General features: G+C 36.6%; 19 protein-coding genes, 1 tRNA gene and 1 pseudogene. 6 read left to right on the top strand and 15 right to left on the bottom strand.

The window, feature by feature from the left end:
- Positions 1-183 precede the first annotated feature (183 nt).
- The 8 genes and pseudogenes from ABIB40_RS13745 to ABIB40_RS13710 form a co-directional block, all read right to left on the bottom strand.
- Positions 184-1,188, bottom strand: a complete 1,005-nt coding sequence (locus ABIB40_RS13745) for a type II TA system antitoxin MqsA family protein (RefSeq protein ID WP_354359953.1) — start codon at positions 1,186-1,188, stop codon at positions 184-186.
- A 6-nt stretch (positions 1,189-1,194) separates the two neighbouring features.
- On the bottom strand, positions 1,195-1,542 hold the full coding sequence (locus ABIB40_RS13740) for a hypothetical protein (RefSeq protein WP_354359952.1): 348 nt from the start codon (positions 1,540-1,542) through the stop codon (positions 1,195-1,197).
- A 622-nt stretch (positions 1,543-2,164) separates the two neighbouring features.
- A pseudogene (locus tag ABIB40_RS13735) lies at positions 2,165-2,449 on the bottom strand (nuclease-related domain-containing protein); the annotation flags it as partial.
- Positions 2,450-2,464: 15 nt separating this feature from the next.
- On the bottom strand, positions 2,465-2,947 hold the full coding sequence (locus ABIB40_RS13730) for an SH3 domain-containing protein (RefSeq protein WP_354359951.1): 483 nt from the start codon (positions 2,945-2,947) through the stop codon (positions 2,465-2,467).
- Positions 2,948-3,182: 235 nt separating this feature from the next.
- Positions 3,183-3,740, bottom strand: coding sequence for a hypothetical protein (locus tag ABIB40_RS13725; protein ID WP_354359950.1), 558 nt, complete (start codon positions 3,738-3,740; stop codon positions 3,183-3,185).
- 136 nt (positions 3,741-3,876) lie between these two features.
- Positions 3,877-4,686, bottom strand: a complete 810-nt coding sequence (locus ABIB40_RS13720) for a hypothetical protein (RefSeq protein ID WP_354359949.1) — start codon at positions 4,684-4,686, stop codon at positions 3,877-3,879.
- Positions 4,687-5,072: 386 nt separating this feature from the next.
- Entirely contained in the window at positions 5,073-5,690 is a 618-nt protein-coding gene (locus ABIB40_RS13715; RefSeq protein ID WP_354359948.1) for a hypothetical protein, read from the bottom strand.
- 61 nt (positions 5,691-5,751) lie between these two features.
- Complete coding sequence (locus tag ABIB40_RS13710; protein WP_354359947.1) at positions 5,752-7,431, bottom strand: MutS-related protein; 1,680 nt, start codon at positions 7,429-7,431, stop codon at positions 5,752-5,754.
- Positions 7,432-7,705: 274 nt separating this feature from the next.
- Between ABIB40_RS13710 and ABIB40_RS13705 the strand changes: the two genes are divergently transcribed.
- On the top strand, positions 7,706-8,029 hold the full coding sequence (locus ABIB40_RS13705) for a phosphoribosylpyrophosphate synthetase (protein WP_354359946.1): 324 nt from the start codon (positions 7,706-7,708) through the stop codon (positions 8,027-8,029).
- A 251-nt stretch (positions 8,030-8,280) separates the two neighbouring features.
- Here ABIB40_RS13705 and ABIB40_RS13700 read toward each other — a convergent pair whose 3' ends face one another.
- The 4 genes from ABIB40_RS13700 to mnmA all read right to left on the bottom strand — a co-directional run bounded on the left by ABIB40_RS13700 (position 8,281) and on the right by mnmA (position 11,506).
- The gene (locus ABIB40_RS13700; RefSeq protein WP_354359945.1) at positions 8,281-9,081 is read right to left on the bottom strand and encodes a lysophospholipid acyltransferase family protein; all 801 of its coding nucleotides are present in this window, start codon (positions 9,079-9,081) and stop codon (positions 8,281-8,283) included.
- Between the two features lie 461 nt (positions 9,082-9,542).
- Positions 9,543-9,615: transfer RNA gene (locus ABIB40_RS13695), tRNA-Lys, on the bottom strand.
- Positions 9,616-9,782: 167 nt separating this feature from the next.
- Complete coding sequence (fic, locus tag ABIB40_RS13690) at positions 9,783-10,340, bottom strand: protein adenylyltransferase Fic (RefSeq protein WP_354359944.1); 558 nt, start codon at positions 10,338-10,340, stop codon at positions 9,783-9,785.
- A gap of 74 nt (positions 10,341-10,414) precedes the next feature.
- Positions 10,415-11,506, bottom strand: a complete 1,092-nt coding sequence (gene mnmA / locus ABIB40_RS13685; protein WP_354359943.1) for a tRNA 2-thiouridine(34) synthase MnmA — start codon at positions 11,504-11,506, stop codon at positions 10,415-10,417.
- 191 nt (positions 11,507-11,697) lie between these two features.
- Between mnmA and ABIB40_RS13680 the strand changes: the two genes are divergently transcribed.
- Positions 11,698-13,992, top strand: a complete 2,295-nt coding sequence (locus tag ABIB40_RS13680) for a GH92 family glycosyl hydrolase (protein ID WP_502931063.1) — start codon at positions 11,698-11,700, stop codon at positions 13,990-13,992.
- Positions 13,993-14,045: 53 nt separating this feature from the next.
- Here ABIB40_RS13680 and ABIB40_RS13675 read toward each other — a convergent pair whose 3' ends face one another.
- The 3 genes from ABIB40_RS13675 to ku form a co-directional block, all read right to left on the bottom strand.
- Positions 14,046-14,201: a hypothetical protein gene (locus tag ABIB40_RS13675; RefSeq protein WP_354359942.1), complete on the bottom strand. Its 156-nt coding sequence runs from the start codon at positions 14,199-14,201 to the stop codon at positions 14,046-14,048.
- Positions 14,202-14,276: 75 nt separating this feature from the next.
- A complete protein-coding gene (gene ligD, locus ABIB40_RS13670; protein WP_354359941.1) occupies positions 14,277-16,820 on the bottom strand; it encodes a DNA ligase D in 2,544 nt (847 codons plus the stop codon).
- A 3-nt stretch (positions 16,821-16,823) separates the two neighbouring features.
- A complete protein-coding gene (gene ku / locus ABIB40_RS13665; protein WP_354359940.1) occupies positions 16,824-17,594 on the bottom strand; it encodes a non-homologous end joining protein Ku in 771 nt (256 codons plus the stop codon).
- 130 nt (positions 17,595-17,724) lie between these two features.
- On the opposite strand from ku, the gene ABIB40_RS13660 reads away from it, so the two are divergent.
- The 4 genes from ABIB40_RS13660 (at position 17,725) to ABIB40_RS13645 (ending at position 22,054) form a co-directional block, all read left to right on the top strand.
- Positions 17,725-20,004 (top strand): glycosyltransferase, encoded by a 2,280-nt coding sequence (locus ABIB40_RS13660; RefSeq protein WP_354359939.1) that lies wholly within the window; start codon positions 17,725-17,727, stop codon positions 20,002-20,004.
- Positions 20,005-20,202: 198 nt separating this feature from the next.
- Positions 20,203-20,382: a BF3379 family histone-like protein gene (locus ABIB40_RS13655; RefSeq protein ID WP_354359938.1), complete on the top strand. Its 180-nt coding sequence runs from the start codon at positions 20,203-20,205 to the stop codon at positions 20,380-20,382.
- Between the two features lie 216 nt (positions 20,383-20,598).
- Positions 20,599-21,648 carry an MBL fold metallo-hydrolase gene (locus ABIB40_RS13650; RefSeq protein ID WP_354359937.1) on the top strand — a complete coding sequence of 350 codons (1,050 nt, stop codon included), beginning with the start codon at positions 20,599-20,601 and terminating at the stop codon, positions 21,646-21,648.
- 43 nt (positions 21,649-21,691) lie between these two features.
- Positions 21,692-22,054: a hypothetical protein gene (locus tag ABIB40_RS13645; protein ID WP_354359936.1), complete on the top strand. Its 363-nt coding sequence runs from the start codon at positions 21,692-21,694 to the stop codon at positions 22,052-22,054.
- Position 22,055: the final 1 nt, after the last annotated feature.

Below are 22,055 nucleotides of genomic sequence, written 5' to 3'. Positions count from 1 at the left end.
AAGGTATAGAATTCACAACTCCAGACCAACTCCATCTGTTTTCTGCCCTTCGGGATGTTAGAGCATTCTAGGGCAGGTTTCCGAATTCACAAATTTGGAAATTTTTAAAACGGCTTACAGGGATTCCAAATCCCTATTTATCTGAGGTTCGAAATCATCCTGTGGAAGACGGCGAACAGCGGGTTATATTTGATTTAACTCAAATGCATACTCATAACTGATTACACTTTTATCTTTTTCGTTTTTTTTGCAGGATTCTTCCAAATGACTTAACTCAATAATATCATTGGTACTAGTTGATTTGAATACGGTTGCCACCTTCTTTAAAACTTCCAGCTCATTTCCCGAAAACAAATCAACTTTAAAAGGTCTATCTTTTCTTGCCTTAAATTGTTCGCCCGAATAACCATTTGGAAATTCTGTGGTACGAATATCTATTTCGTCTTTATTGGCTAAATATTCAAAAATACTTTGAAAGTTGTTTGGAACAGGTCCCATATCTATGGCTTTGTAACGTACGCCACTTATGGAAAAACAACTCTGTTTGAACATTAAAAAATCCGCATAGAATAACAATTTATTCATTTTGGTTTTAAATGGCGTTAATTGTTCTGAAAAATAAACCACCATTTCGGTCAGCTTTTCGAAGTTTGGATTTCTGTATCCCGAATAAATGTCAGCCAAATGATTGCCCAATAAATACTCTTTCAAATTCAAATTGAAAACATTTCGCTTTGTTTCCTCAACCAATAATTGGGCTTTCTGAATATATTTTGTTTTAGCTTTGTCGTCGATGGTTGCACACAACTCCACCATATCAATAAAAAACTTGGGCTCATTAACCATTTGAATTAATTTGCCATTGGCAATGCTTGGCATTTCGCCTGCTTCATACTTACGGTAACTGTTTACCCCAAAACCTAATATTTCTGACATCTTGGCTGCCGACAAGCCAAACTTTTCACGAATTCTACTAATTTCATCAGGAAATGTAATGTTGAATCTATCTCGGTATTGGTTATATACCTGATTCATATTCACTTCGTCTATTGCTGTGGTGGTAAATTGCTCTTCGCTATCCTCGCATTTGTAAAAATGAAAAACAATTTCAATTTTTTCCTTTCTAAAATCCATCGACCTTCGTTCTTTGGTCAATTTCATTTCTTTACCCGAAATTGGACTTTTCATATTGCTTTATTTTAAAGGATAGTTCATTTTGTGTTGAGCCAAGTGAAAGGAAATACAAATAACGCTACAGTTCAAAGCGCCGATTGTAATTTCGATGTACACTTCCCTTTTCTTTATGGTTTTCCCGAACACCCACATATCATTCCCGCCATATAGCTTTTCCTCGAATGGGCCTTCGCTGTAGTCTTTAGTTTCGAGTGCTTCCAAAATGGCTTTTCGTTCTATCGGGCGAAGTTCTAAATCTACAAGAGCCTGGACATTTTTGCCTCGTTCATCACGAAAGAGTACATCCCAAAAGTTCATTTTTTCTTTAAATTCTTTTAAAAAAGAGCTTGCCTCTGTTTCTGTGCTCATAGTTAACAATTGGGGTGGTAAAAATATAGTTTTTTTAGGATAATAAATTTTAAAGTTGTGATTGAGTATAATTATTGTTGTTTAATTACCTTTAAAGTATTTTTATTTATCGGAAGTTCAACATCGGGCTGCGGAAGATGTCGAACAATGGTGTTTCGTACAATACACGACCCCATCGGGGTCAACTGCTTATAGGAAACGATTCGTTGCAACATTCGACCCTATCGGGGTCGTATCATATCGAATTAGAATTTCTATAAGCATTTAATCCCTTCGGGATTGTAACCAGCTACCCCAATTCTTTGCGATATTAGGGTCGCTTATCCCGAAGATAAACCTTATAAACTTCAATTACTTAAACATTTGTTGTAGCTGTTAGCTTCCAGTTAGTATTATATCCGAAGCCGACTCTTCCTCTTATTGCACATCGATATAAGAATAACTTTTAATCAAATTCTCTATGCGTCCCCAGTATATCTATAATGTTTTCGTTGTGCCGAATTTAATTTTCTATATTTTCTCCATTTGTTAATGCTTCTCTTAAAATCCGAATTACTTCATTTTCATTAGTATAATTAAATGATTCTCTGTCTCTTAAAAGATCTCTCACAAGCTGGATAACTCATTTAGCTTTTACAACAATTGTTCCATCGTGCACCAAATTGATGCGTTTTAATTCATTGTTACCGTGAAAAACAACAATCGAGTAAAATGGTATATCCTCAAATAGGAAGAGTTTTTTACGTAGTTCCGCTACATGCGTATTGTTTTGCATTATTGGGTTGTAGAATCGATATTTCCGATTACCATAAGCCAAAATCTGTATCCATTGTGTTTGGTTCCCACTTCCAAAAATCCATCCGCTATAATCTTTTACTTCAACTACTAAAATGCCAACTTCGGTTACAACAACTAAATCAGATTAAGAAAACTGAGTTTTGCGTTTTTCCACATAAAGATTATGAAAAATGTTTTCTTTCGGTATGCCGAATTTTAACAGCTTTAATACCAAATCTCTTTCTGATTCTGTACCTCTATTTTTGTTCGTGACGCTTTCTAATAATTTTTTATCACGTAGTCTCCCATAGATGGTAAAACCAATGTAGGCGACTGAGATCGCGCAGGCAAGGATGAGAAGTTTATCCTTTTTTGAGCGAGACGAATTTGTGTTTGATTTTGTGTGAGATATATTTCTGCTAAATTTCAAATATTTTGAATTCGCATAACCGGTCTTTCCTAAATACTTTATTTTATACCAGCTCTTCTCCTTCGATACTAATTCAACCTCATCACCTTTCTGTAAAGTAAATGAAACAGAATATCTTGTTCCTATGCTAGCTCTTACATTTAAACCTGTCCTTGCTATATAATAATCTGTTGCAAAAGAGATTATTGGTAAAGCCATCAAGAAAATCGCTAATATAATTTGCTTAATGCTCGTATTTATAGATAACCCAACATTTCATAATGTAATTATGCTCTTCGCCGATTGTGCATAACCATTAGGGACGCAATTATATAGCAAATAGGGGTTACAAATCCCTGTTTATCTTAAGTTCGACATCGCCCTGTGGAAGATGACGAATAGCGGGTTAGACTAAAACTAAGCAACTAATTATACACGGTGTTGGCATTAGTATTCATACTTTCAGTTGTTTTAAACTCCATTTTGTTCCGTAAATCAAATAACGCAGAAGAAAAAAAATTGAAAAAAGAGCAATCCCGATGCTTATTATTTTATCCTTACTAATACTAGTATAAAAAAATGAGTCTTTATTATTTTCAACTTTTTTTTCTAAAACAGTTATCTCTTTTAGATATCTTTCAGAATCAACGTCTTTTTTAATTGCTGCTTTAAATTCTGAAAGAGTTAGTGTTGTTTTTTTATTGTTAAATAAATAAACATACATTTCATCAGCCATTACTTCATCAGATTTTAAATTTGAAATGAAATTTGCAGATTCATAAAATTTATTTTTTGAATTAGTATCTAATTCTGAATTTAAGTAATCATAAACCTTGAGGCGAAATGGTAGTTTTTCGTTTTTGGATATAGAAGAAATTTCATCTTGAATTTTAAGTAATTTTTCTCGTTTTGATTTAATAATAAACATTAATAAAAATGTTATTATAAAATACAGAATTACTGTTCCAAGTAGAAATAGGAATTCTCGTGCGAATATTTTTTTAGTTTTCATTATCAGCGCTGATAATTTTTATTAATTCATTTGCCATAACAGACAATTCAAAAGTATCTAAAACTTTGGAATCTCCACAATTTAAACTTGTGTCTGGAACAAAATATGTTAAATGGATCAGCAATAATTTTGTTATTTATTCGGTTATCTCCGTTGCCACCAAAAGTTGTTGCCCATATTCTCGTCTTGTTTCGGTTGCATTTTCAGGAGAACTAAGGTGATTGAAAGAGAAACGAAGTCCAAAAGACTTACTATGGCTTTTTCCGTGAAGGTCTTTGTAAGCTAATTTCAATTTCAACTGAGGAAAATTTTCCAATTCAATATTATGAGTTTTTACTTCTTTTTTTGTTTCTGATTTTTTTGAATAATAGTTTAAAGCTGATGATAAAAAAATCAGATAAAGGTCAATATAGCAGGAAGGCACATTGATTTTTGTCGCTATTTTTTCAATTGACGAGGAAAGAATATAATTCACTGTGTTTTTCCTGAGTTGATTAGTAACCATATGAGAGAATTTAAATTCAATTTGAGGAGCAGATATTTCTAAAATCTTGTCATAATGAACATGGAAAAAACCTATATGATTAACTTGATCAATACTTTCAATGACTCTTTGAATGTCAAAAGACCATTCATATTCTATAGCTTTTGCTACACCAAAACCAACATTATGTAAATCAATATTTATATAGTTTTCACATGACATATCATTAAACTCTTTAATTTCTTCCGTGGAATAGGAAAACGGCAAGAAAGTATCTTTCCACTTTAGTCCATAAAAATTTATTTGTTGATTACCAAGATAAATTTCAGGACGATAGGATGTCTCTCGTTGTTTCTTTACTTCTAAAACCGTCCAGAACGTCGCAAGTGCTGTAACTAAAGTTGCTACAAGTGTCCCAAGAGAAAGCCAATCTATTTGTGCTGTTACACAGGTCAATGTCATAGTTGTCGTTTTATTTTTTGCAGTTTATTTGGAGTTTGTAGGGTCAATAAAACTTTTAGCTAACGGTTTGAAAATTCTTGCAGAAATAGGATTGTTTATAGAACCGTTGTCGCACCGTACTAAATTAAGTAAATAAAGATGAATTAAAGTAAACTACCGTTAGCCATTTTTAAGCAAATTTGCTGTTAGCAGTTGGTTTATTTAGTACGCTATGCACATAATGATTATGACGGCGACAAATGATAAACAACTTAAAAAGAATGAAACGCTTGTTATCCAACCTGCAATTTTCAATTTAGTACTCGTGTTGTCGTTAAACATTTTATCAATTCTATCTTTTGAAAAACCAAAGGCTTTTTGAAATGTATCTTTAGTATATTCAATAGCTATTTCAAAATCTTTTTTAGCCCATTCTCCAGTTTTTTGTAATGCGATTTCAAGTCATTCAAAAGAAATAACTTTCTTTCCTCATCAGATTTTTCGTAAATACTAAACATATTAGAAACATCTTCTCCAAAGTCTTCTTTTAACCTTCTTATTACTTCTTTTATATCTGTTTCTTCAGTTAAGTCGTCCGGTTCAATTTCCATAAATTCCTTATTTGAAAACGCACCTTCTAAATAAAATTCTATTTGTTGATAATAAACTTGATAAGTGTAAAAAGCAATTCGATATACAATTCCAGAAATTATTGAAATTACCAAAAGTACCAAAATGGACTTCAAAAAACTATGACTAAATGTTTTGTCAAATTTATTGAGGTTAATTATGATAAGTGATAAACCGCCAATTGAAAAACCAACTATCCAAACCATAAACTTGTCGGTATGTTCAAAAATAAATCTGTTATTTTCTCTAGTCTTGTCAAGATTATCGAAAACAAAATCCTTTACTGTGTCAAACGGTCTTTTCATTGGAGTTGTTAGGTTAAACTTACCGCTAACTAATAAATACCCGCTATCCTGTAGCGTATATTTTTTATCTAACTTTCCCAAATCTATCATTCCATTTCAACTATTCAAAAAAACGCTTAAGATTTAAGTTGACTGAACCCTTTCAAAATCTCTAATCCCAATCACCCGTTTTCCCCGATGATAACTTTTTACTTATCGCAAAAGCTTCTTCTATAATTTGGGTGGGATAATGGTGCATTTGTAGAATTCTAATGGCATTTTTTGTTTTAAGTGGGCCTTGCTTTAGTTTATGGTCGAAAATAAGTTCATCCTCGGCTATGGTTTCTGTAAAATGGTACAAATCGAATTCCTTGGCAAGCATATCAGCAAGCTCAATGTCGTGCGTAGAAACAAATACAATGTTGTTTTTTTGATTTAGGTACGATAAAATAGATTTTGCAGCAGCAATCCTTTCAATGGTATTTGTGCCCTTAAATACTTCATCCATAATAAACAGGTGCTGATCTTCGCCTTTGGCTGCTTCAACCAAATTCCCCATGGCGGTTACTTCCTCTAAATAATAACTTTTACTTGTAAACAAATCATCGTCTATTCTAATGGAAGAATATAAAGTTAAAAACGGAGCTTCGTAATAGTCTGCAAAAACGGTATAAATGGTTTGTGCCAATAAAGAGTTAATGGCAATTGTTCGCAGAAAAGTTGTCTTCCCCGACATGTTAGAACCTGTAATTAAAACGCTTTTATTTTCTACGTCAATACTGTTGGGTTCACAATTTTCTACCAATGGATGGATGATGTTTTTAACCGAAAGTTTCTTGCCGTCGACAGTAAATGTTGGTTTACATATTCCTGTAGAATTGCTACGCAGCGCAGTTAAAGAAATAGCCATATCTATCGAACCAACATATTCAAACAAATATGAAATGGTTTTCCGGTTGCTTTCTAAGGATTTTAGCAGGTTAAAAATGGTAAAAATATCTACCAAGAATATACCTTTTATCATCTCGAACAGATAGACAGGAATTTGACTGATGTCGCCGCCGTTCTTATTGTTGTTGATGAAAAGAATGGCAATTTTTCGCTGTACTTTTTTAAATACCGGTATCTTCTCTGTAATTAAATCGTTATTAAAAGGAATGGGCTTTTTTGCTAGTTTTTTAGAGACATTGATTAGCGCATTTAATTGGCCAAGCGATTGTGTAAAAATCAAAATATTTTTCTTATTCCAATAGGTTAGGTAGGTAGCGTTGCAGACCATAACGAAGAGCGCTAGCAAAAAGAAATTTGGATTTATAAATCCCATTACAACCGACAAAACCAATACAACTACATCTACAATAAGCAAATTATACCAAGATGGCTTACTCGGAAATTCTTGGTTGATTAACAAGGCAACAGTATAAGCATCTTCGTGATCTAGTTTGGATAACTCCAATTGCACATTTTCTCTTATAGCTGTATTGTCATTAAAAAACGTAGCCTGCTCATCCAAATCGGTCAATTGCGCTATGTTTTTTGCAGGCGATTTTAATCTATGAAATAGAAATTGTTGGCCGATTTTACTTGTTGTACGATCTACAAAGGCAAAAAGTTGATGGAAATCTATATCAGAAATGGTTTGCAGGTTAATTTCGTGAAAGCCTTTTAAGGCATTTGGCATGTACCAGTCTAATTTAATTAGATTGATGCCGTCGGTTTTTGCATCTTGCCATTCTTCTCTAATTTTTTCGAGGATTTTGGCTCTTTTATTTTTAGCGTTCGAAAAGAAATAGACAACAATTAGCGAAAGAATAGCAAAGGTTATCACAATGGATACTAGTTGCACATGCATTTTTTTATAGAATTAGAGAAAGCGCTTTTCGAGGTGTAAGCGAATTAATGAGGCACAAAACTAATCTGCAAAACGGGCGATTAGATGTATCGTCTTTGGCAAAGTTAAATTTTTACACGGCTGATGCAAATTGCCTTAGAAAAATTACGATTAGGCGAATTAGCTCGCTTGCTCATAAATCCTAAGAATCTGTAAACTTACGAGCCGCGGTTTGGTGCAAATTTGATTAACTTACGAAAGCAAAAATTAACACAAAAATTAGAAGGTTATAGATATGAAAGGACTTGAACATATTGGAGAGATGAAAACACTTTCTGAGGTAATAAATGTGTTGGTTGGTCGTGGCTACACGTTAGATTTTAATTTAAAAAATAATCAATCCATTCCAGAAGAACATGATATCCATCAATTTCCAGAGCTATTTTTAATTGATGGACATTACCGTTTCGAGGGAGAATCTGACCCGGAAGACCAAGCGATTGTGTATGCCATTTCATCGAAAACAGGGGAGGTAAAGGGTGTTTTGGTAAATGGTTACGGCATTTCATCAGATCCATATAGCGAAGAACTTATAGGAAAGTTAAAGAGCCGAACGTAACTTAGAAAGCGGAGACTTAGTTTGAGCTAAATTTATCGAAATACCGAAATAAAAATATCTTCTCGCCAATCGCGCGTTTAAAATTGGAAAGCTAAATTTAGCTATAGCCAACTCGGTGGGATTGGCCTAGCAACTTTTTGAAGGAAAAAACGCTCAAAGGGAAATCAAAAGTCGGACATCAGAACTAAGACGACTGTATGTTCCAGTAATCGTTGGACAGACCTAAAATTCTTCTGGCATTTAGCAGCGGTTCAATTCGCCAATCGGTAAGTCTGTTCGCGCAGCACCTCGAGCAATTTTGGATCTTTGTATGCCATCGGAATGGAGGCCGTACCCTGAAGTTTACCTATGCTGATTTTTATTGTTTGGTTTTTCTTGTTAAAGAGTTCTGCGGGCAGCATCGCAGTTTGCAACGAAGGATGAATATAGCGCAGCAAGCTAAAGCCGACACCGTTATGCCCGTGAAAATAGATGGGCAAAACAGGTACGCCCGCCTTGGCAATCAGTTTACCAACTACCGGATGCCATTTACGGTCGGTTACTTTTAATGTTCTGAGGTCGAAGGCCGATACTTCGCCGGCCGGGAATATTGCAACAGGAATACCAGATCGTAGCTTGCACAGCGTCATTTTTAAGCCGCTGATGCTAGAACTGTCCCTAACCTTTTCAAAGGGGTTAACAGCAATAATATGATCGGCAAGGTGCGGTACTCTTTTTAAAAGAAAATTGCCCATAAACATGGTATCGGGTCGGTAGGTTAAGAGGAGTTCCATTAGCGCGAGAGATTCTACCGCGCCATAAGGGTGGTTCGCCACTATAATAAAAGCGCCGGTTTTTGGAATGTTTTCTAGTTCTTCTGGATCTAAGTTTATCTTTATCTTTAAAAATACAAATACAAACCTCGCAAAAGCAATCCCTTTCAATTCGCCTGCTTTGCATATCATCTGGTTAAGTGCATCTATTTTTATAGATTTCATTAAAAAAGTTACCAGATCGGGAAACCTCGCGGTTCCGGTTGCCTTTATAAAATCCTCACGCGAGATAATATCCATTTGGTAAAGATAGAATTAACAAGTAAACTCTGTCATAATTATATAATAATTTTAACTGTACATTATTTTAATGGTTGTGCAGCTAAGTCTTTGCTTTTTCCGGCAGCGCATAAAAAATGCGTGCGTGCCAATAAAGAACCAAAAACTAATGTACGTTTAAAGTTAGGTGGTGGATTTTTAAATGTTGCAGAGACGCAGCAATTGCTCCAATATTTGACTTTATGAATCCGACAAGTAAAAACTATCTTATTCAGAGAACCCGCAAAAGACACTATGTTAGTTCTCAGCGCAGTAAAAAAATAAAAGCCCCAAACTTTCGTTTGAGGCTTTTCGTGATCCCGCTGGGATTTTTTCGCTCGCTCTACCCGTGCTCATTCCCGCTCAAGAGAAAAGTACGAACCCGGGTTCGAACCCCACGGGATAAAACACAAAAGCCCCGAACTTTCGTTTGAGGCTTTTTGTGATCCCGCTGGGATTCGAACCCAGGACCACTACATTAAAAGTGTAATGCTCTACCAGCTGAGCTACGGAATCATTCCTTTTGTTTAAGGAGGTGCAAATATAGAAATTTTTATTTTTTTATACCAACATATTTCACAAAAAATATAATAGACTAAAAAAAAGAAGATCTTGGTATTTTAACCTATTGAAACACAGTTAGAAAAAGTATTTATTCTAATCTGTTTTTGTTATCCAGGTTCTTACAGATCACCGTCGCCTTTTTCGTAACCTTCGTAATAGTAACTCTGTTCTATACCCTTAAAAATAACTTCTCTATCGTGTATTTCGTTTGTGAGGTTATGTGTAAGAAGTGTTTTTAGTTCTAAGTCGTTAATAGGGCTTCTTTCCATTGCTTGTAGATATAGCGCTTTATCAACAAATTGCCAGTTAACCAATTTCTTGATTTTTGTTTTTAGAATTACATCCAACCAAATACGCATAGTTCTGCCATTTCCCTCCATAAAGGGATGAGCAATGTTCATCTCTACATATTTAGCAATTATTTCTTCCACATTATTTTGGGGCATCTGTTCGATTTTTACCAAAATCTCGTTTAGGTACAGAGTGGTCGCAAATCTAAAACCCCCTTTTGCTATATTTTTTGTGCGTACTTGACCTGTGAAGGTATATAAGTTATCAAACAGATAACGATGAATTTGTTGCAAACCTTTGGTCGTTCCAATTTCAAATTTCTCAATGTCGCAAGTCTCGAATAATCGATACGCATTTTCCAAACTTTTTTTATCAGTATTCTTCATGTTAATGAGAATTATAAGCGGGTATAAATCCTACTAAGTTTTGTTTTGAAAATGAACACCCGCCCAAATAAAATTTAAACTAAGAATCCGCCACCCAATAAATCATTCCCTTCATAAAAAACGGCAGATTGGCCTGGAGCAATCGCAGATACGTTATGGTCGAAAACTACCCGCATGTTTTCTTTTTCTTGCACAATGGTGCTCAACATCCCGGCATCTTTATAGCGTATTTTGGTAATCACATCGTCCATTGGCTCGGTAATGCTTGCGTATTTAATTAAATTTACGTTGCGCACCATAGCTTCTTTACGTTCCAATTCATCTGCTTTCCCTAGCATAACAGTATTGCTTTCGGGCATAATTTTGGTTACGTACATCGGCTCACCAAATGCTACGCCCAAACCTTTTCTTTGGCCAATGGTGTAAAAGGGGTATCCTTTGTGTTGTCCCACAATCATTCCATTGTTTAGCACAAAATTACCGCCTGCAACACGCTCTTCTAAATCCCCTACTTTGTGTTTTAAAAAAGACCTGTAATCGTTCTCTGGCACAAAGCAAATTTCATAGCTTTCAGATTTTTTTGCCAATTCTTCTTGCCCCATGTCTAAAGCCATTTGACGTATTTCTGGTTTCGAGAAACTACCCAACGGAAATTTGGTGCGCGCTAGGTTTTCTTGGCTTACGCCCCAAAGCACATAAGATTGGTCTTTATTTTCATCTTTACCTTTTGAGATGACATAACGATTGTTTTCTTGCTTTCTGGTATTTGCGTAATGTCCGGTAGCAATAAACTCACAATCGAGCTTATTGGCACGTTTTAATAATGCCTCCCATTTAATGTGGGTGTTGCACAATACACATGGATTTGGGGTTCTTCCCGCTAGGTATTCATCAACAAAATTGTCGATTACAAAATCGCCAAATTCACTACGAATGTCTAAAATGTAATGAGGGAACCCGTAGTTTACGGCCAAAGTGCGGGCATCATTAATGCTGTCTAAAGAACAACACCCCGTTTCTTTGCTGCTGCCACCAGAGGTCTCATAATCCCAGGTTTTCATGGTCAGCCCGATCACTTCATAGCCTTCTTCATGCAGCATAACAGCTGCCACAGAACTATCTACTCCGCCACTCATGGCCACTAAAATTCTACCTTTTTTACTCATTTCTATTTAATCTGCCACAAAAATAGGCTTTATTTAGTTTAATTTTTGAAGGTGCTGGTCAACTACTTGTAAAAACAAGATAGCCAAATAGATTAAGTTAATCGTTTTAGTATTCGGCTGTAACGCAATTAGGATTATTTTTATACCTTAGGATGTTTAAAACAAAAAAGCTCATCCCAAATAAAACCAATATGACGAAAAAACTAATTTTGCCGGCTTTTATGCTATTCATGCTCTCAGCTATTTGTGTTTCTGCGCAACAAAATCTGGTTCAGTATGTAAAGCCAATTATCGGCACAGAAAAAATGGGGCATACCTATCCTGGAGCCGCTGTTCCATTTGGCGCCGTGCAGTTAAGTCCTGAGACAGAAACCATTAGCTATGAAATCAATGGAAAATACAATGGCAAGGTTTATGATTATTGTGCCGGTTATCGGTATGAAGATAAGACCATTACGGGTTTTAGCCATACCCATTTTAGCGGTACTGGCCACTCTGATCTTGGCGATTTCTTAATTATGCCAACGCAAGGCAAGCTACAATTAAACCCTGGCACTGCCGATGACCCCAAAAGCGGTTATCGCTCTGCTTTCTCTCATAAAAATGAGGTAGCGGAAGCCGGATATTATAAAGTGAAGTTAGACGACGACAATATTACCGCCGAGCTGACCACAACCACCAGGGTAGGAATGCATCAATATACGTTTCCGAAATCAGATCAATCGCATATTATTTTAGATTTGATGGCGGGTATTTATAACTATAAAGGTAAAGACGTATGGACTTACGTTCGGGTGGTGAATGACACGCTTGTTACTGGTTATAGACAGCAAACTGGTTGGGCGCGTACACGTACCGTTTATTTTGCGATGAGTTTTTCGAAGCCTTTTAAAAGCTATGGTCAAAAAAATTACGATGCTAAACAGGCTTACCACGGCTTTTGGGGAAAATTCGACCAGACCAAAAACTTCCCAGAAATTGCTGGTAGAGATCTAAAAATGTATTTCGATTTTACCACAGCAGAGCAAGAAAAGATTAAAATTAAGTTTGCGTTGTCGCCGGTAAGTCAGGCGAATGCGCTAACTAATTTAAGAACCGAAATTAATGGTTGGGATTTCGAGAAAGTAAAAGAGCAAGCTCAGGCAAGTTGGAACAAGGAATTAAAGAGAATTCAAGTCAATACATCAGAAGACAACAAGATTAATTTTTATACCGCCATGTATCACGCTTTTATAAATCCAACAACGTACATGGATTTAAACGGGCAATATAAAGGTTTAGATCAAGATGTGCATACGGCAGACGGCTTTACAAATTATACCTCGTTCTCTCTTTGGGATACCTATCGTGCACTGCATCCGTTTTTTAACATCATACAGCCAACAAGAAACAACGATATGGTAAAATCTATGTTGGCCCATTACGATCAAAGTAGTTTACACATGTTGCCCATTTGGAGCCATTATGCAAATGATAATTGGTGTATGAGTGGTTATCACAGCGTTTCGGTTATTGCAGATGCCATTGTAAAAGGAACTTTTACAGGCGATGCAAATAAAGCTTTAGATGCTTGCGTGGCAACTGCAACGCATAGAAATTACGACGGCATTGGCTATTATATGGATATGGGTTATATACCTGCAGAAAAAAGTGGCGTATCGGTTTCGAACACCTTGGAGTACGCGTATGATGATTGGGCGATTGCGCAATTGGCCAAAAAACTAAATAGGATGGATGTGTATGCAACATTTATCAAACGCTCTAACAATTGGAAAAATAATTTCGATAAAGTATCTGGCTTTATGCGCCCTAAATTGGCTGACGGTAGCTTTAAAAAAGGTTTTGATCCTTTGGCAACCAGCGGGCAAGGATTTATTGAGGGCAACAGTTGGAATTATAGTTTCTTCGCTCCTCAAGATCCTGCAGGATTGGTGCAAATGATGGGAGGGAAGAAGAAGTTTGCAAGCCGCTTAGATACGTTGTTTACCATGCATTTGCCCGATTCCTTCTTCGCGGAGACAGAAGACATTACCAGAGAAGGAATTATAGGCGGTTATGTACATGGCAATGAGCCTGCACACCATGTGGCATATTTTTACAACTGGACGGACCAACCATATAAAACCCAAGCAGAAGTAAGGCATATTTTAAATATGCAGTATAAGCCTACGGCCGATGGTTTGGGCGGAAACGACGACTGTGGACAAATGAGTGCCTGGTATATGTTCTCTTCACTTGGCTTTTATCCAGTTGCGCCAGGTTCTGATGAATACTCGCTTGGCAGCCCTTCTGTTAACAGTGCGTCTTTACATTTAGAAAATGGCAAAACTTTTTCTGTCGAAGCCATAAATCAAAGCGATAAAAATGTGTACGTAAAGAAAGTAACCATTAATGGAAAGGAAATTAAAGACCATATTTTAAAACACGCCGACATTGTAAACGGTGGTAAACTGGTTTTTTACATGTCTTCTAAGCCGAAGAAATAAAACCTAATTATAACAAAAAAACTCCTTGTTAAGCGCCAAGGAGTTTTTTTTGTTTAAGGTCTTTTGTGTTTTTGATCTGAATTCTTTTCAGCTTCAACTTTCTTAGCATCTTTTGCAGAGGTAATTTTTTCTACAGACTCCTTTGCGTTCGTTTCTGCCTTTTTTTCTGCCCTAACACTTTCTTCTTTCTTTTTTACTTTATTTATCATGGCTTTGGTCTTTTAAGTTATCAGTTCTTTTAAAGAACAACGCTGCCGCTCATACTGTTTTTAAAAAGCCAATTCTTAATCGTCTTTTTTCAATTTTTCTAAGGCAGTTTTTAAATTGTTTCTAACCTTATGGATGTCTTTCCACGGATCGCCGATTGCATTCAGCCGTTCTAAAGCATTTAAAATGGTAAAGTCGGCAATTTTAAGTCCACTTTTTACTTCCTCCCAGTTTAACGGCATAGAAACTGTTGCACCTGGTTTTGGCCTTGCAGAATAGGCTGCCGCGATGGTTTGCCCGTGTCGGTTTTGCAGGTAGTCTAAATAAATTTTGTTTTTTCGCTTTGCTGGGCTTCGTTCCAAACTGGTTGTATCTGGATGTTCTGTATGTACCAAATTTCCCAAATAAAAGATGAAGTTTTTAGAAAGCTCGTAATCGTAATTTTTTCCTATCGGGATGAAAATATGCAGTCCCTTAGAGCCAGAGGTTTTTATAAATGCCTCGATTCCCATTTTATCCAAAATGTTCTTGGTGGTTTTTGCAACCGCGATGGTTTCTTCAAAATCAATATCGTGGGGATCTAAATCTAACACAGCGTATTGCGGTTGCTCGAGCAGCTTATAAGTGCTAAGCCACGGGTTAATTTCTATACAACCTAAATTTACCATCCAAAGCAGCGTTGCTTCGTCATTGCAAATGAGGTAATCTATCTGTTTATCATTACTTTCTGAATGTAGAGGAGCGGTTTTAATCCAAGAAGGAATTTTATCTACCTCCATATCTTTTTGAAAAAAGCTCGCACCATTTATCCCGTTAGGATGTCTATTTAACGATAGGGGTTTGTCTTTTAAATGTGGCAGAATATAAGGCGAAATGGCTTTGTAATATTCCAGCAAATCGCCTTTTGTAATATGCTCCTTTGGCCAAAATACTTTATTTTGATTGCTTAACACCACCTTCTTTTTTCCGAACGTTAATGTTTCCTCTTCCGGTCTTTTTTGTATTTCTTGTTGCTTTTTCATGTTTTCAACTTTTACAGCGGATGTAGGTTTTTCTTCCTCAATAACAACTTCCTGAGGTGATTTATCCATTCGAAGACCTTTAAAAACCGGATGCCTGAGGTGTTCATCCATAGTCCATTCTGTAAAGTTAACCTCGCATACCAAGGTTGGGGTTACCCAGGTTACGCTACTTTCTTTATTTACTTTTTCTGCAATAGGTTTAATTTTAGTAGTCAATGGCGATAACTTTCCATGCAACGCTTTTAGCGTCTCCTCATTAAAACCCGTACCGCAATTGCCTGCGTAAATCAGCTCATTGTCTTTATTAACCGCAAGTACCAATGCCCCAAAATAATTTCTGCTACCAGTTGGCTTGGTAAACCCAATAATAATCGCTTCTTGAGATTGTATAATTTTATATTTTCTCCATAAATCTGTTCTAGAACCATTAATGTACGTAGAGGCGATTCTCTTAGCCATAATGCCTTCCCACCCATTTTTTTTGGCTGTTGCTAACAGCTTTTCTCCATTTTTTAAAACATGCTCGCTGTAGCAAATCACATCGCCGTTAAGTTTGCCAAGCACTTTTTTTAGCAGTTCTTTTCGTTGTAACAAAGTAAAATTCCGCAGGTCGTTTGCATTTAAGTTTAACAGATCGAACACATAATACTTCAAGCTACTTTTACTCGTCTTCGGGTCGTAATTTTGCAGTTCTTGAAAAATGCTATTTCCTTTTTCATCTTCTATAACTACTTCTCCATCTAGCACGGCATCCTCATCCAACTTTTCTAAAGCTCTGGCAACAGGTGCAAATTTCTCTGTGTAGTCCATTCCGTTCCGAGATTTAATCAAGGTATGTTCGTTTTGCTTGGAGACAACGGCCCTGTAACCATCGTATTTTTTTTCAAACAGCCAGTCATCATCTTCAATTACCGGTCCAGCAGCTAGTTTTGCTAGCATTGGCTTAAAGTAAGATTCTTCAATTCCCTGAGTTTTCGCTAAGGGCTTTTTTTTTTCGTCCGCTTTGCGCGATGTAGGATTGGATGTCTTTTTTTTATCTTTTTTAAAGTCTAACCCTTGCTTCTTTACTTGGGCATCAACCAAATCTTCCACGTCGAAATCTTTATGTACGGCAAACTCGTCGTTGTGTTTTATCAGCAGCCAAGCGTTGTCTTCTTTTCCATTTTTTAGCTTAACCAAAGCAAACTCACCCTTCAAAATTTTCCCTTGTAACCTAAATTTTAAGTTACCATCTTTAAGTCCATTTTTTAGCTCTTTAATGCTTCCATCGTCTATTGGAGTATAATTCCCAGCATCAAAAATTGTCACTGTTCCAGCACCGTAATTACCTGTTGGAATACTGCCTTCGAACGTTCTGTAGTTATACGGATGATCTTCGACCATCATGGCCAATCTTTTATCTTTTGGATTTAATGAAGGTCCTTTCGGTATTGCCCAGCTTTTTAATACGCCATCTAGTTCTAGCCTAAAATCATAATGTAAACGAGAGGCGTGGTGTCTTTGAACCACAAATTCCAGTTTTTTGCCTTTTCCTGCTCCAGATTTAGGCTCTGTGGTTTTAGAAAAATCGCGCTTTTCTAAGTATTTTTTCAAGCTCATTGTTTAGGCTCCTTTCTTTTCATCTAAACTTTGCATCAACTGCTCGTATAGATCGTCGCTATTTGCTTTTTTGGGTATAAGTTTTTTAACCGTAGCACGCTTGCCCTTTGCTTTTGCTTTGATAATTTTTAGCAATTCTGCACTATAATCGTCTTTGTAACTGCTTAGGTCAAACGGACCGCTGTAGTGTTTAATCAAGGCTAAACCAACATCCATTTCTTTTTTGGTAACGCTTAGGTCGTCGGGTATAGCAAGTTCGGTAGTTTTCCTTACTTCCTGTGCAAACCTAATTTTTGTAATTACAATCACATTATCTTTAGGATGAATAACACAAAGATTTTCTGAACTGCGAAGCACAAACCTGGCTAAACCCGCCTTGCCAGATTTAACAAGTGCCTTATGTAGCAAAGCATAAGCCTTTTTTCCTTGTTTTTCAGGTTGGCTATAGTAAGAAGTTTCATAGTAGATTGGATTAATTTCTTTGATGTCTACAAAGTTTTCAATCTCTATGGTCTTATTTTTTTCTGGTGAGGCCTCCTCAAAATCGTGCTTATCTAACACAACGTACCTGTCTTTTAGGTAGTAACCTTTAACAATTTTATCAAAGGGAACTTCTTTATGGGTGTGTTCGTTTACACGAAGATATTTAATTTTAGCATGGTCTTTTTCGTCTAGCATGTCTAAATCTAGGTTACTTTGTTGCACCGCAGAAAATAATTTTACAGGAATATTAACAAGTCCAAAACCAATAGAGCCATTCCAAATAGATTTCATAATTAGGAGTTTTTTATAGCTAACACTAGGCAATTTACTTATGTTTTTTTATTTTGATTGAAAAATTGCTTAGCATCACAAACTTTTGGTTCAAGTCTGTGTTCTAAAGGCACATAATTACCTTATTACTATGAAAATTGCCTATATTTCAACTTTTCCGCCACGCGAATGCGGACTTGCAACCTTTAATCAAAATTTGGTTAATGCAATTGGCTTGAACAAAAGTTACGATGCAAGTAAAAGTTTTATCGTAGCCATGAACGAATCTGATGATTTAGACGAACATCAGTACCCCGAGGAAGTAAAGTTTGTAATTAGGCAACAAAATCAACAAGATTACATTGCTGCCGCAGAATTTATAAACAATTCTGAGGTAGACACCTGTATTATACAGCATGAATTTGGAATTTATGGAGGCACGAGTGGCGTTTTCTTGCTTTCGTTGATCAATAAACTTACAAAACCTTTCATTACCATTTTGCATACGGTTTTAAAAGAGCCAGACTTTATGCAAGAGACCATTCTTAAAGAAATTGCTGGCAAGGCATCTAAGGTGGTGGTGATGAGCAACAAGGCTGTATTGTTTTTAAAGAGCATTTACAAAATTCCTGCAGAACGCATTAAGATTATAGAGCATGGTGTGCCAGATTTGGAGCCCTCAGCAAACAATCCACTTTTACAAAGCCCTTTGTTTAAGGGGCGCAAAGTGCTGTTTACTTTTGGTTTGATTAGTAAAAATAAGGGGTTAGAAACCGTTATTAAGGCCTTACCAGAAATTGTTGCCAAACATCCAGATGTTTTGTACATCATTTTGGGCAATACGCATCCTGGTGTGGTAAAACAGAGCGGCGAGAAATATCGCGATAGCTTAAAACAATTGGCAATAGATCTTGGTGTAGAAAAAAACTTGGCATTTGTAAATAACTTCGTTTCAGAATCAGAACTGTATGAATACTTAACAGCGGCCGATTTATATATAACGCCTTATTTAAATGAAGCGCAGATTACAAGTGGAACACTTTCTTACGCAGTAGGCGCTGGCGCAGCCGTTGTATCTACGCCCTATTGGCATGCACAAGAATTGTTGGCAGATGGAAGAGGTAAGCTTTTCGACTTTAAAGATTACCACCAACTCTCTGAAATCGTTAACGGCCTTTTGGCTCACAAAGAGGAGCACAAAGCGCTTAAAGACAAAGCTTACAATTATGGTTTGAAGTTGAGATGGCCATCTACCGGAAATACGTTTATTAAAGTATTAGAGGAAGCGGTTGCGCTTGGCGAGATAAACAAAAGAGAAACACCGCCTATTATTGATGTTGATGCCATGCCGACTTTAAACCTAAGCCACATAGAGTTATTGACCGATGATACGGGAATTGTACAGCATGCTAAATTTGGCATACCCAATTGGAAAGAGGGATACTGTATAGATGACAATGCGCGGGCGCTGATTTTTTGTATTATGGCAAATAATCAACTAAAAAACAAAACGGCCCTTAAGTTGATGCCAAGATACCTCAGCTTTATAGAATACATGCAGACTCCCGACGGTGGTTTCAGAAATTTTTTGTCGTATGATAGGAAATATTTAGACGAAGTTGGTTCTGAAGATTCATTTGGACGTGCTATTTGGTCACTGGGTTATTTAATAAGCAATGGCCCCAACAATTCTTATAAAGAGTTTGGGAGAGAATTATTTTGGCGTTCCTACCCTCAGTTTGATAAGCTGAACCACATTAGGGGGATGGCCGACACCATAATAGGGATTGCCTATTATCTTAAAACGCAAAGCGATGATGAGTTGCTGGTGCCGCAGATAAACCGTTTAGCAGATACCATTAAAAATGCCTACCGCAAAAATTCAGAAAAGGATTGGAACTGGTTCGAAGATATTTTAACGTACGACAATGCAATATTGCCACTTTCTCTGCTCTGCCATTATCAGGCAACAGGAAATAAAGAGTCTTATGACATTGCTTTTGAAAGTATAGATTTTCTAGATTCTTTTTCTTTCGGACAAGGATACCTTAGTTTAGTTGGGAATGCAGGTTGGATGAAAAAACATGGAAAAAACCCCGTGTATGACCAACAGGCTATTGATACGATGGCAATGCTTTTGATGTACAGTAAGGCTTATGAAATTACCAAAAAAGATAAATACTTAAACTATCTACATACCAGTTATCAATGGTTTCTAGGAAACAATAGCCTCCATGTGCCACTTTATGATCGCGAGACAAACGGTTGTGCAGATGGATTACAAACCAATAGTTTAAATAGAAACCAGGGCGCAGAGAGCACGCTGGCGTACTTTATATCTTATATGTCTGTACTCAATGCAGCTGAAAAAGAATATGAGACACTCAATTCACCAATACCGGTAACAGAAAAAGCAGTTAGAACCAGGTAGTCGATTACAATAGTTTTTAGTCGTCGTTTAAAGTTTTTTAGATAAAAATAAGTTTTAAACGGCGCTCAGGCACGTTAATAATTCTTAGAATGTTTAAAACTTATTTTTAATTTTTGATTCAATTCCCTTGTTAATTCGACGTAAATACGTATTATTGGAAAAAATAAATCTTATAAACCTTTAAATCATCAACTAGAGATGGAAAAATTTTCAAAAATTAAAGAAGTTGTAGCATCTGTGGAAGCAGATGTAGAAAAATTTTACAACGCAGGCAATGCAGCTGCCGGTACACGTGTACGTAAAGCAATGCAAGACTTAAAAGTTTTGGCCCAAGAAATTCGTTCGGAAGTTACCGATAAGAAAAACACTAGTAACTAATTTTACCAACTTGACAACGAGAAGGTTTCAGGCAACTGGAGCCTTTTTTTTATCTAATTTATTCCTAAGATTAGTAAAGTTCTTACCTCTTAAAGGCAAAGAAAAGCGCTAGGTTTTTATTGGTTGATTTTTCGAACCAGGCAACTTTGCTAAACACTTGTATAGATTCGCCAAATGATCTTCGTTTATATTTTCTTTGCCCTAGTGTTTGTTTTTATGCTAGTCATTAAGGTGCGTTCTTTTGGTGAATTACCGCAAGGCGATAGAAGAAGTAGGATAAAAGCACTTCCCAACTATAAAAATGGAGCCCTCGAAAATTTGGTGCAAACGCCCATGCAACTAGAGGGCGTTGGTTTTACTAAACTTCTCCTTAGATTTCTATTTGCCAAACGGCCAAATGCTAGTCCGAAGAAGGCGTTGCCCCATGTTGTGCCAAACCTCAACGGGCTTGCCGACCCTGTATCGCCAGAAATTATATGGTTTGGGCATAGCTCATATTTGATAAAGATTAACGGCAAGCGCATTTTGGTCGACCCTGTTTTTAGCAATCGCGCGTCACCTGTTAGTTTCATGGGGCCAAAGGCATTTTTAGGGAGCGATATTGTGCAGGCTGAGGAATTTAAAAATATAGATATTCTGCTAATTACCCACGACCATTTTGATCATTTGGACTACGAAACGATAACTAAGATCTGGCCACATATCGATAAAGTGGTAACGTCTTTAGGCGTCGGTGCGCATTTAACAGATTGGGGCATCGCTGCTGAAAAGATAACCGAACTTGCATGGAATGAACACGTTTTAATTGACGGATTGAATTTCACGGCGGTTTCGGCTAGGCATTTTAGTGGCAGAAAATTTAAACGAAATCAGACGGTCTGGTCGGCATTTATGTTAAAAACAGACACACATCATCTTTTTTTAGGCGGAGACTCTGGTTACGAAAAGCATTTTAAAGAGATTGGAGATCAATTTGGCCCGTTTGATATTGCGTTATTAGAATGTGGACAATACAATGAATATTGGCCGTACATTCACATGTTTCCAGAGCAAACCGTGCAAGCAGCCAAAGACTTGGGCACGAAAACGCTAATGCCTGTGCATTGGGGAAAGTTCAGCTTGGCCATGCATGCTTGGGATGAACCTATAAAGAAACTGTTCATTGAAGCTAAGAAGCAAAACCTAGCGCTAACAACTCCAAAAATAGGAGAAACGATTGTGCTGGATAAACCGCTGCCAACCGAAGAGTGGTGGATAGATAATTAAAAACTATTGCTAAACCAAAACGTTTAAGTAGTAAATTTGAGTTATGAAAACTGATTTAGTAGAAATTTTCCAAACGCTTAGAGCTTCATTATACTCTTACCAAACCCGCGGATATACCGTGCACAAAGATTCTGATACGGCTTACGAACTTTATAGTGAGAAGAATAGAGATGCTAACGGTCAGAAAATTACAGAATTTTTCTTTACTGGTTTATATGTAGAAGACGGAAAGGTGATGCTAAAATTCAATGCAACTGATTTTAAGCCATCAGATAACGACCTTATTGTATTTGATGACCAAACAAAAGGGTTTGCATTGGTAGATTTAGATGAACAAAAGCAACAAGAAATAATTGCCTTCGTAGAAATTGTGCATGCCCATTTTAAAAAGAACGAATGGGTTTAGG

The organism is Pedobacter sp. UYP30 (assembly GCF_040547165.1).
GTDB lineage: Bacteria > Bacteroidota > Bacteroidia > Sphingobacteriales > Sphingobacteriaceae > Pedobacter.
The sequence above is the reverse complement of the archived record's forward strand: the minus strand, read 5'-3'. Positions and strand labels throughout refer to the sequence as shown.

Excerpts from the sequence above, each read along its gene's own strand:
- fic (WP_354359944.1), bottom strand. The coding sequence starts at position 10,340 with ATGAAGAATACTGATAAAAAAAGTTTGGAAAATGCGTATCGATTATTC.
- mnmA (WP_354359943.1), bottom strand. The coding sequence starts at position 11,506 with ATGAGTAAAAAAGGTAGAATTTTAGTGGCCATGAGTGGCGGAGTAGAT.
- ABIB40_RS13645 (WP_354359936.1), top strand. The coding sequence starts at position 21,692 with ATGAAAACTGATTTAGTAGAAATTTTCCAAACGCTTAGAGCTTCATTA.
- ku (WP_354359940.1), bottom strand. The coding sequence starts at position 17,594 with ATGAAATCTATTTGGAATGGCTCTATTGGTTTTGGACTTGTTAATATT.
- ABIB40_RS13725 (WP_354359950.1), bottom strand. The coding sequence starts at position 3,740 with ATGAAAACTAAAAAAATATTCGCACGAGAATTCCTATTTCTACTTGGA.
- ABIB40_RS13710 (WP_354359947.1), bottom strand. The coding sequence starts at position 7,431 with ATGCATGTGCAACTAGTATCCATTGTGATAACCTTTGCTATTCTTTCG.
- ABIB40_RS13730 (WP_354359951.1), bottom strand. The coding sequence starts at position 2,947 with ATGGCTTTACCAATAATCTCTTTTGCAACAGATTATTATATAGCAAGG.
- ABIB40_RS13705 (WP_354359946.1), top strand. The coding sequence starts at position 7,706 with ATGAAAGGACTTGAACATATTGGAGAGATGAAAACACTTTCTGAGGTA.
- ABIB40_RS13745 (WP_354359953.1), bottom strand. The coding sequence starts at position 1,188 with ATGAAAAGTCCAATTTCGGGTAAAGAAATGAAATTGACCAAAGAACGA.
- ABIB40_RS13675 (WP_354359942.1), bottom strand. The coding sequence starts at position 14,201 with ATGATAAATAAAGTAAAAAAGAAAGAAGAAAGTGTTAGGGCAGAAAAA.
- ABIB40_RS13720 (WP_354359949.1), bottom strand. The coding sequence starts at position 4,686 with ATGACATTGACCTGTGTAACAGCACAAATAGATTGGCTTTCTCTTGGG.
- ABIB40_RS13660 (WP_354359939.1), top strand. The coding sequence starts at position 17,725 with ATGAAAATTGCCTATATTTCAACTTTTCCGCCACGCGAATGCGGACTT.
- ligD (WP_354359941.1), bottom strand. The coding sequence starts at position 16,820 with ATGAGCTTGAAAAAATACTTAGAAAAGCGCGATTTTTCTAAAACCACA.
- ABIB40_RS13650 (WP_354359937.1), top strand. The coding sequence starts at position 20,599 with ATGCTAGTCATTAAGGTGCGTTCTTTTGGTGAATTACCGCAAGGCGAT.
- ABIB40_RS13700 (WP_354359945.1), bottom strand. The coding sequence starts at position 9,081 with ATGGATATTATCTCGCGTGAGGATTTTATAAAGGCAACCGGAACCGCG.
- ABIB40_RS13740 (WP_354359952.1), bottom strand. The coding sequence starts at position 1,542 with ATGAGCACAGAAACAGAGGCAAGCTCTTTTTTAAAAGAATTTAAAGAA.
- ABIB40_RS13655 (WP_354359938.1), top strand. The coding sequence starts at position 20,203 with ATGGAAAAATTTTCAAAAATTAAAGAAGTTGTAGCATCTGTGGAAGCA.
- ABIB40_RS13680 (WP_502931063.1), top strand. The coding sequence starts at position 11,698 with ATGACGAAAAAACTAATTTTGCCGGCTTTTATGCTATTCATGCTCTCA.
- ABIB40_RS13715 (WP_354359948.1), bottom strand. The coding sequence starts at position 5,690 with ATGATAGATTTGGGAAAGTTAGATAAAAAATATACGCTACAGGATAGC.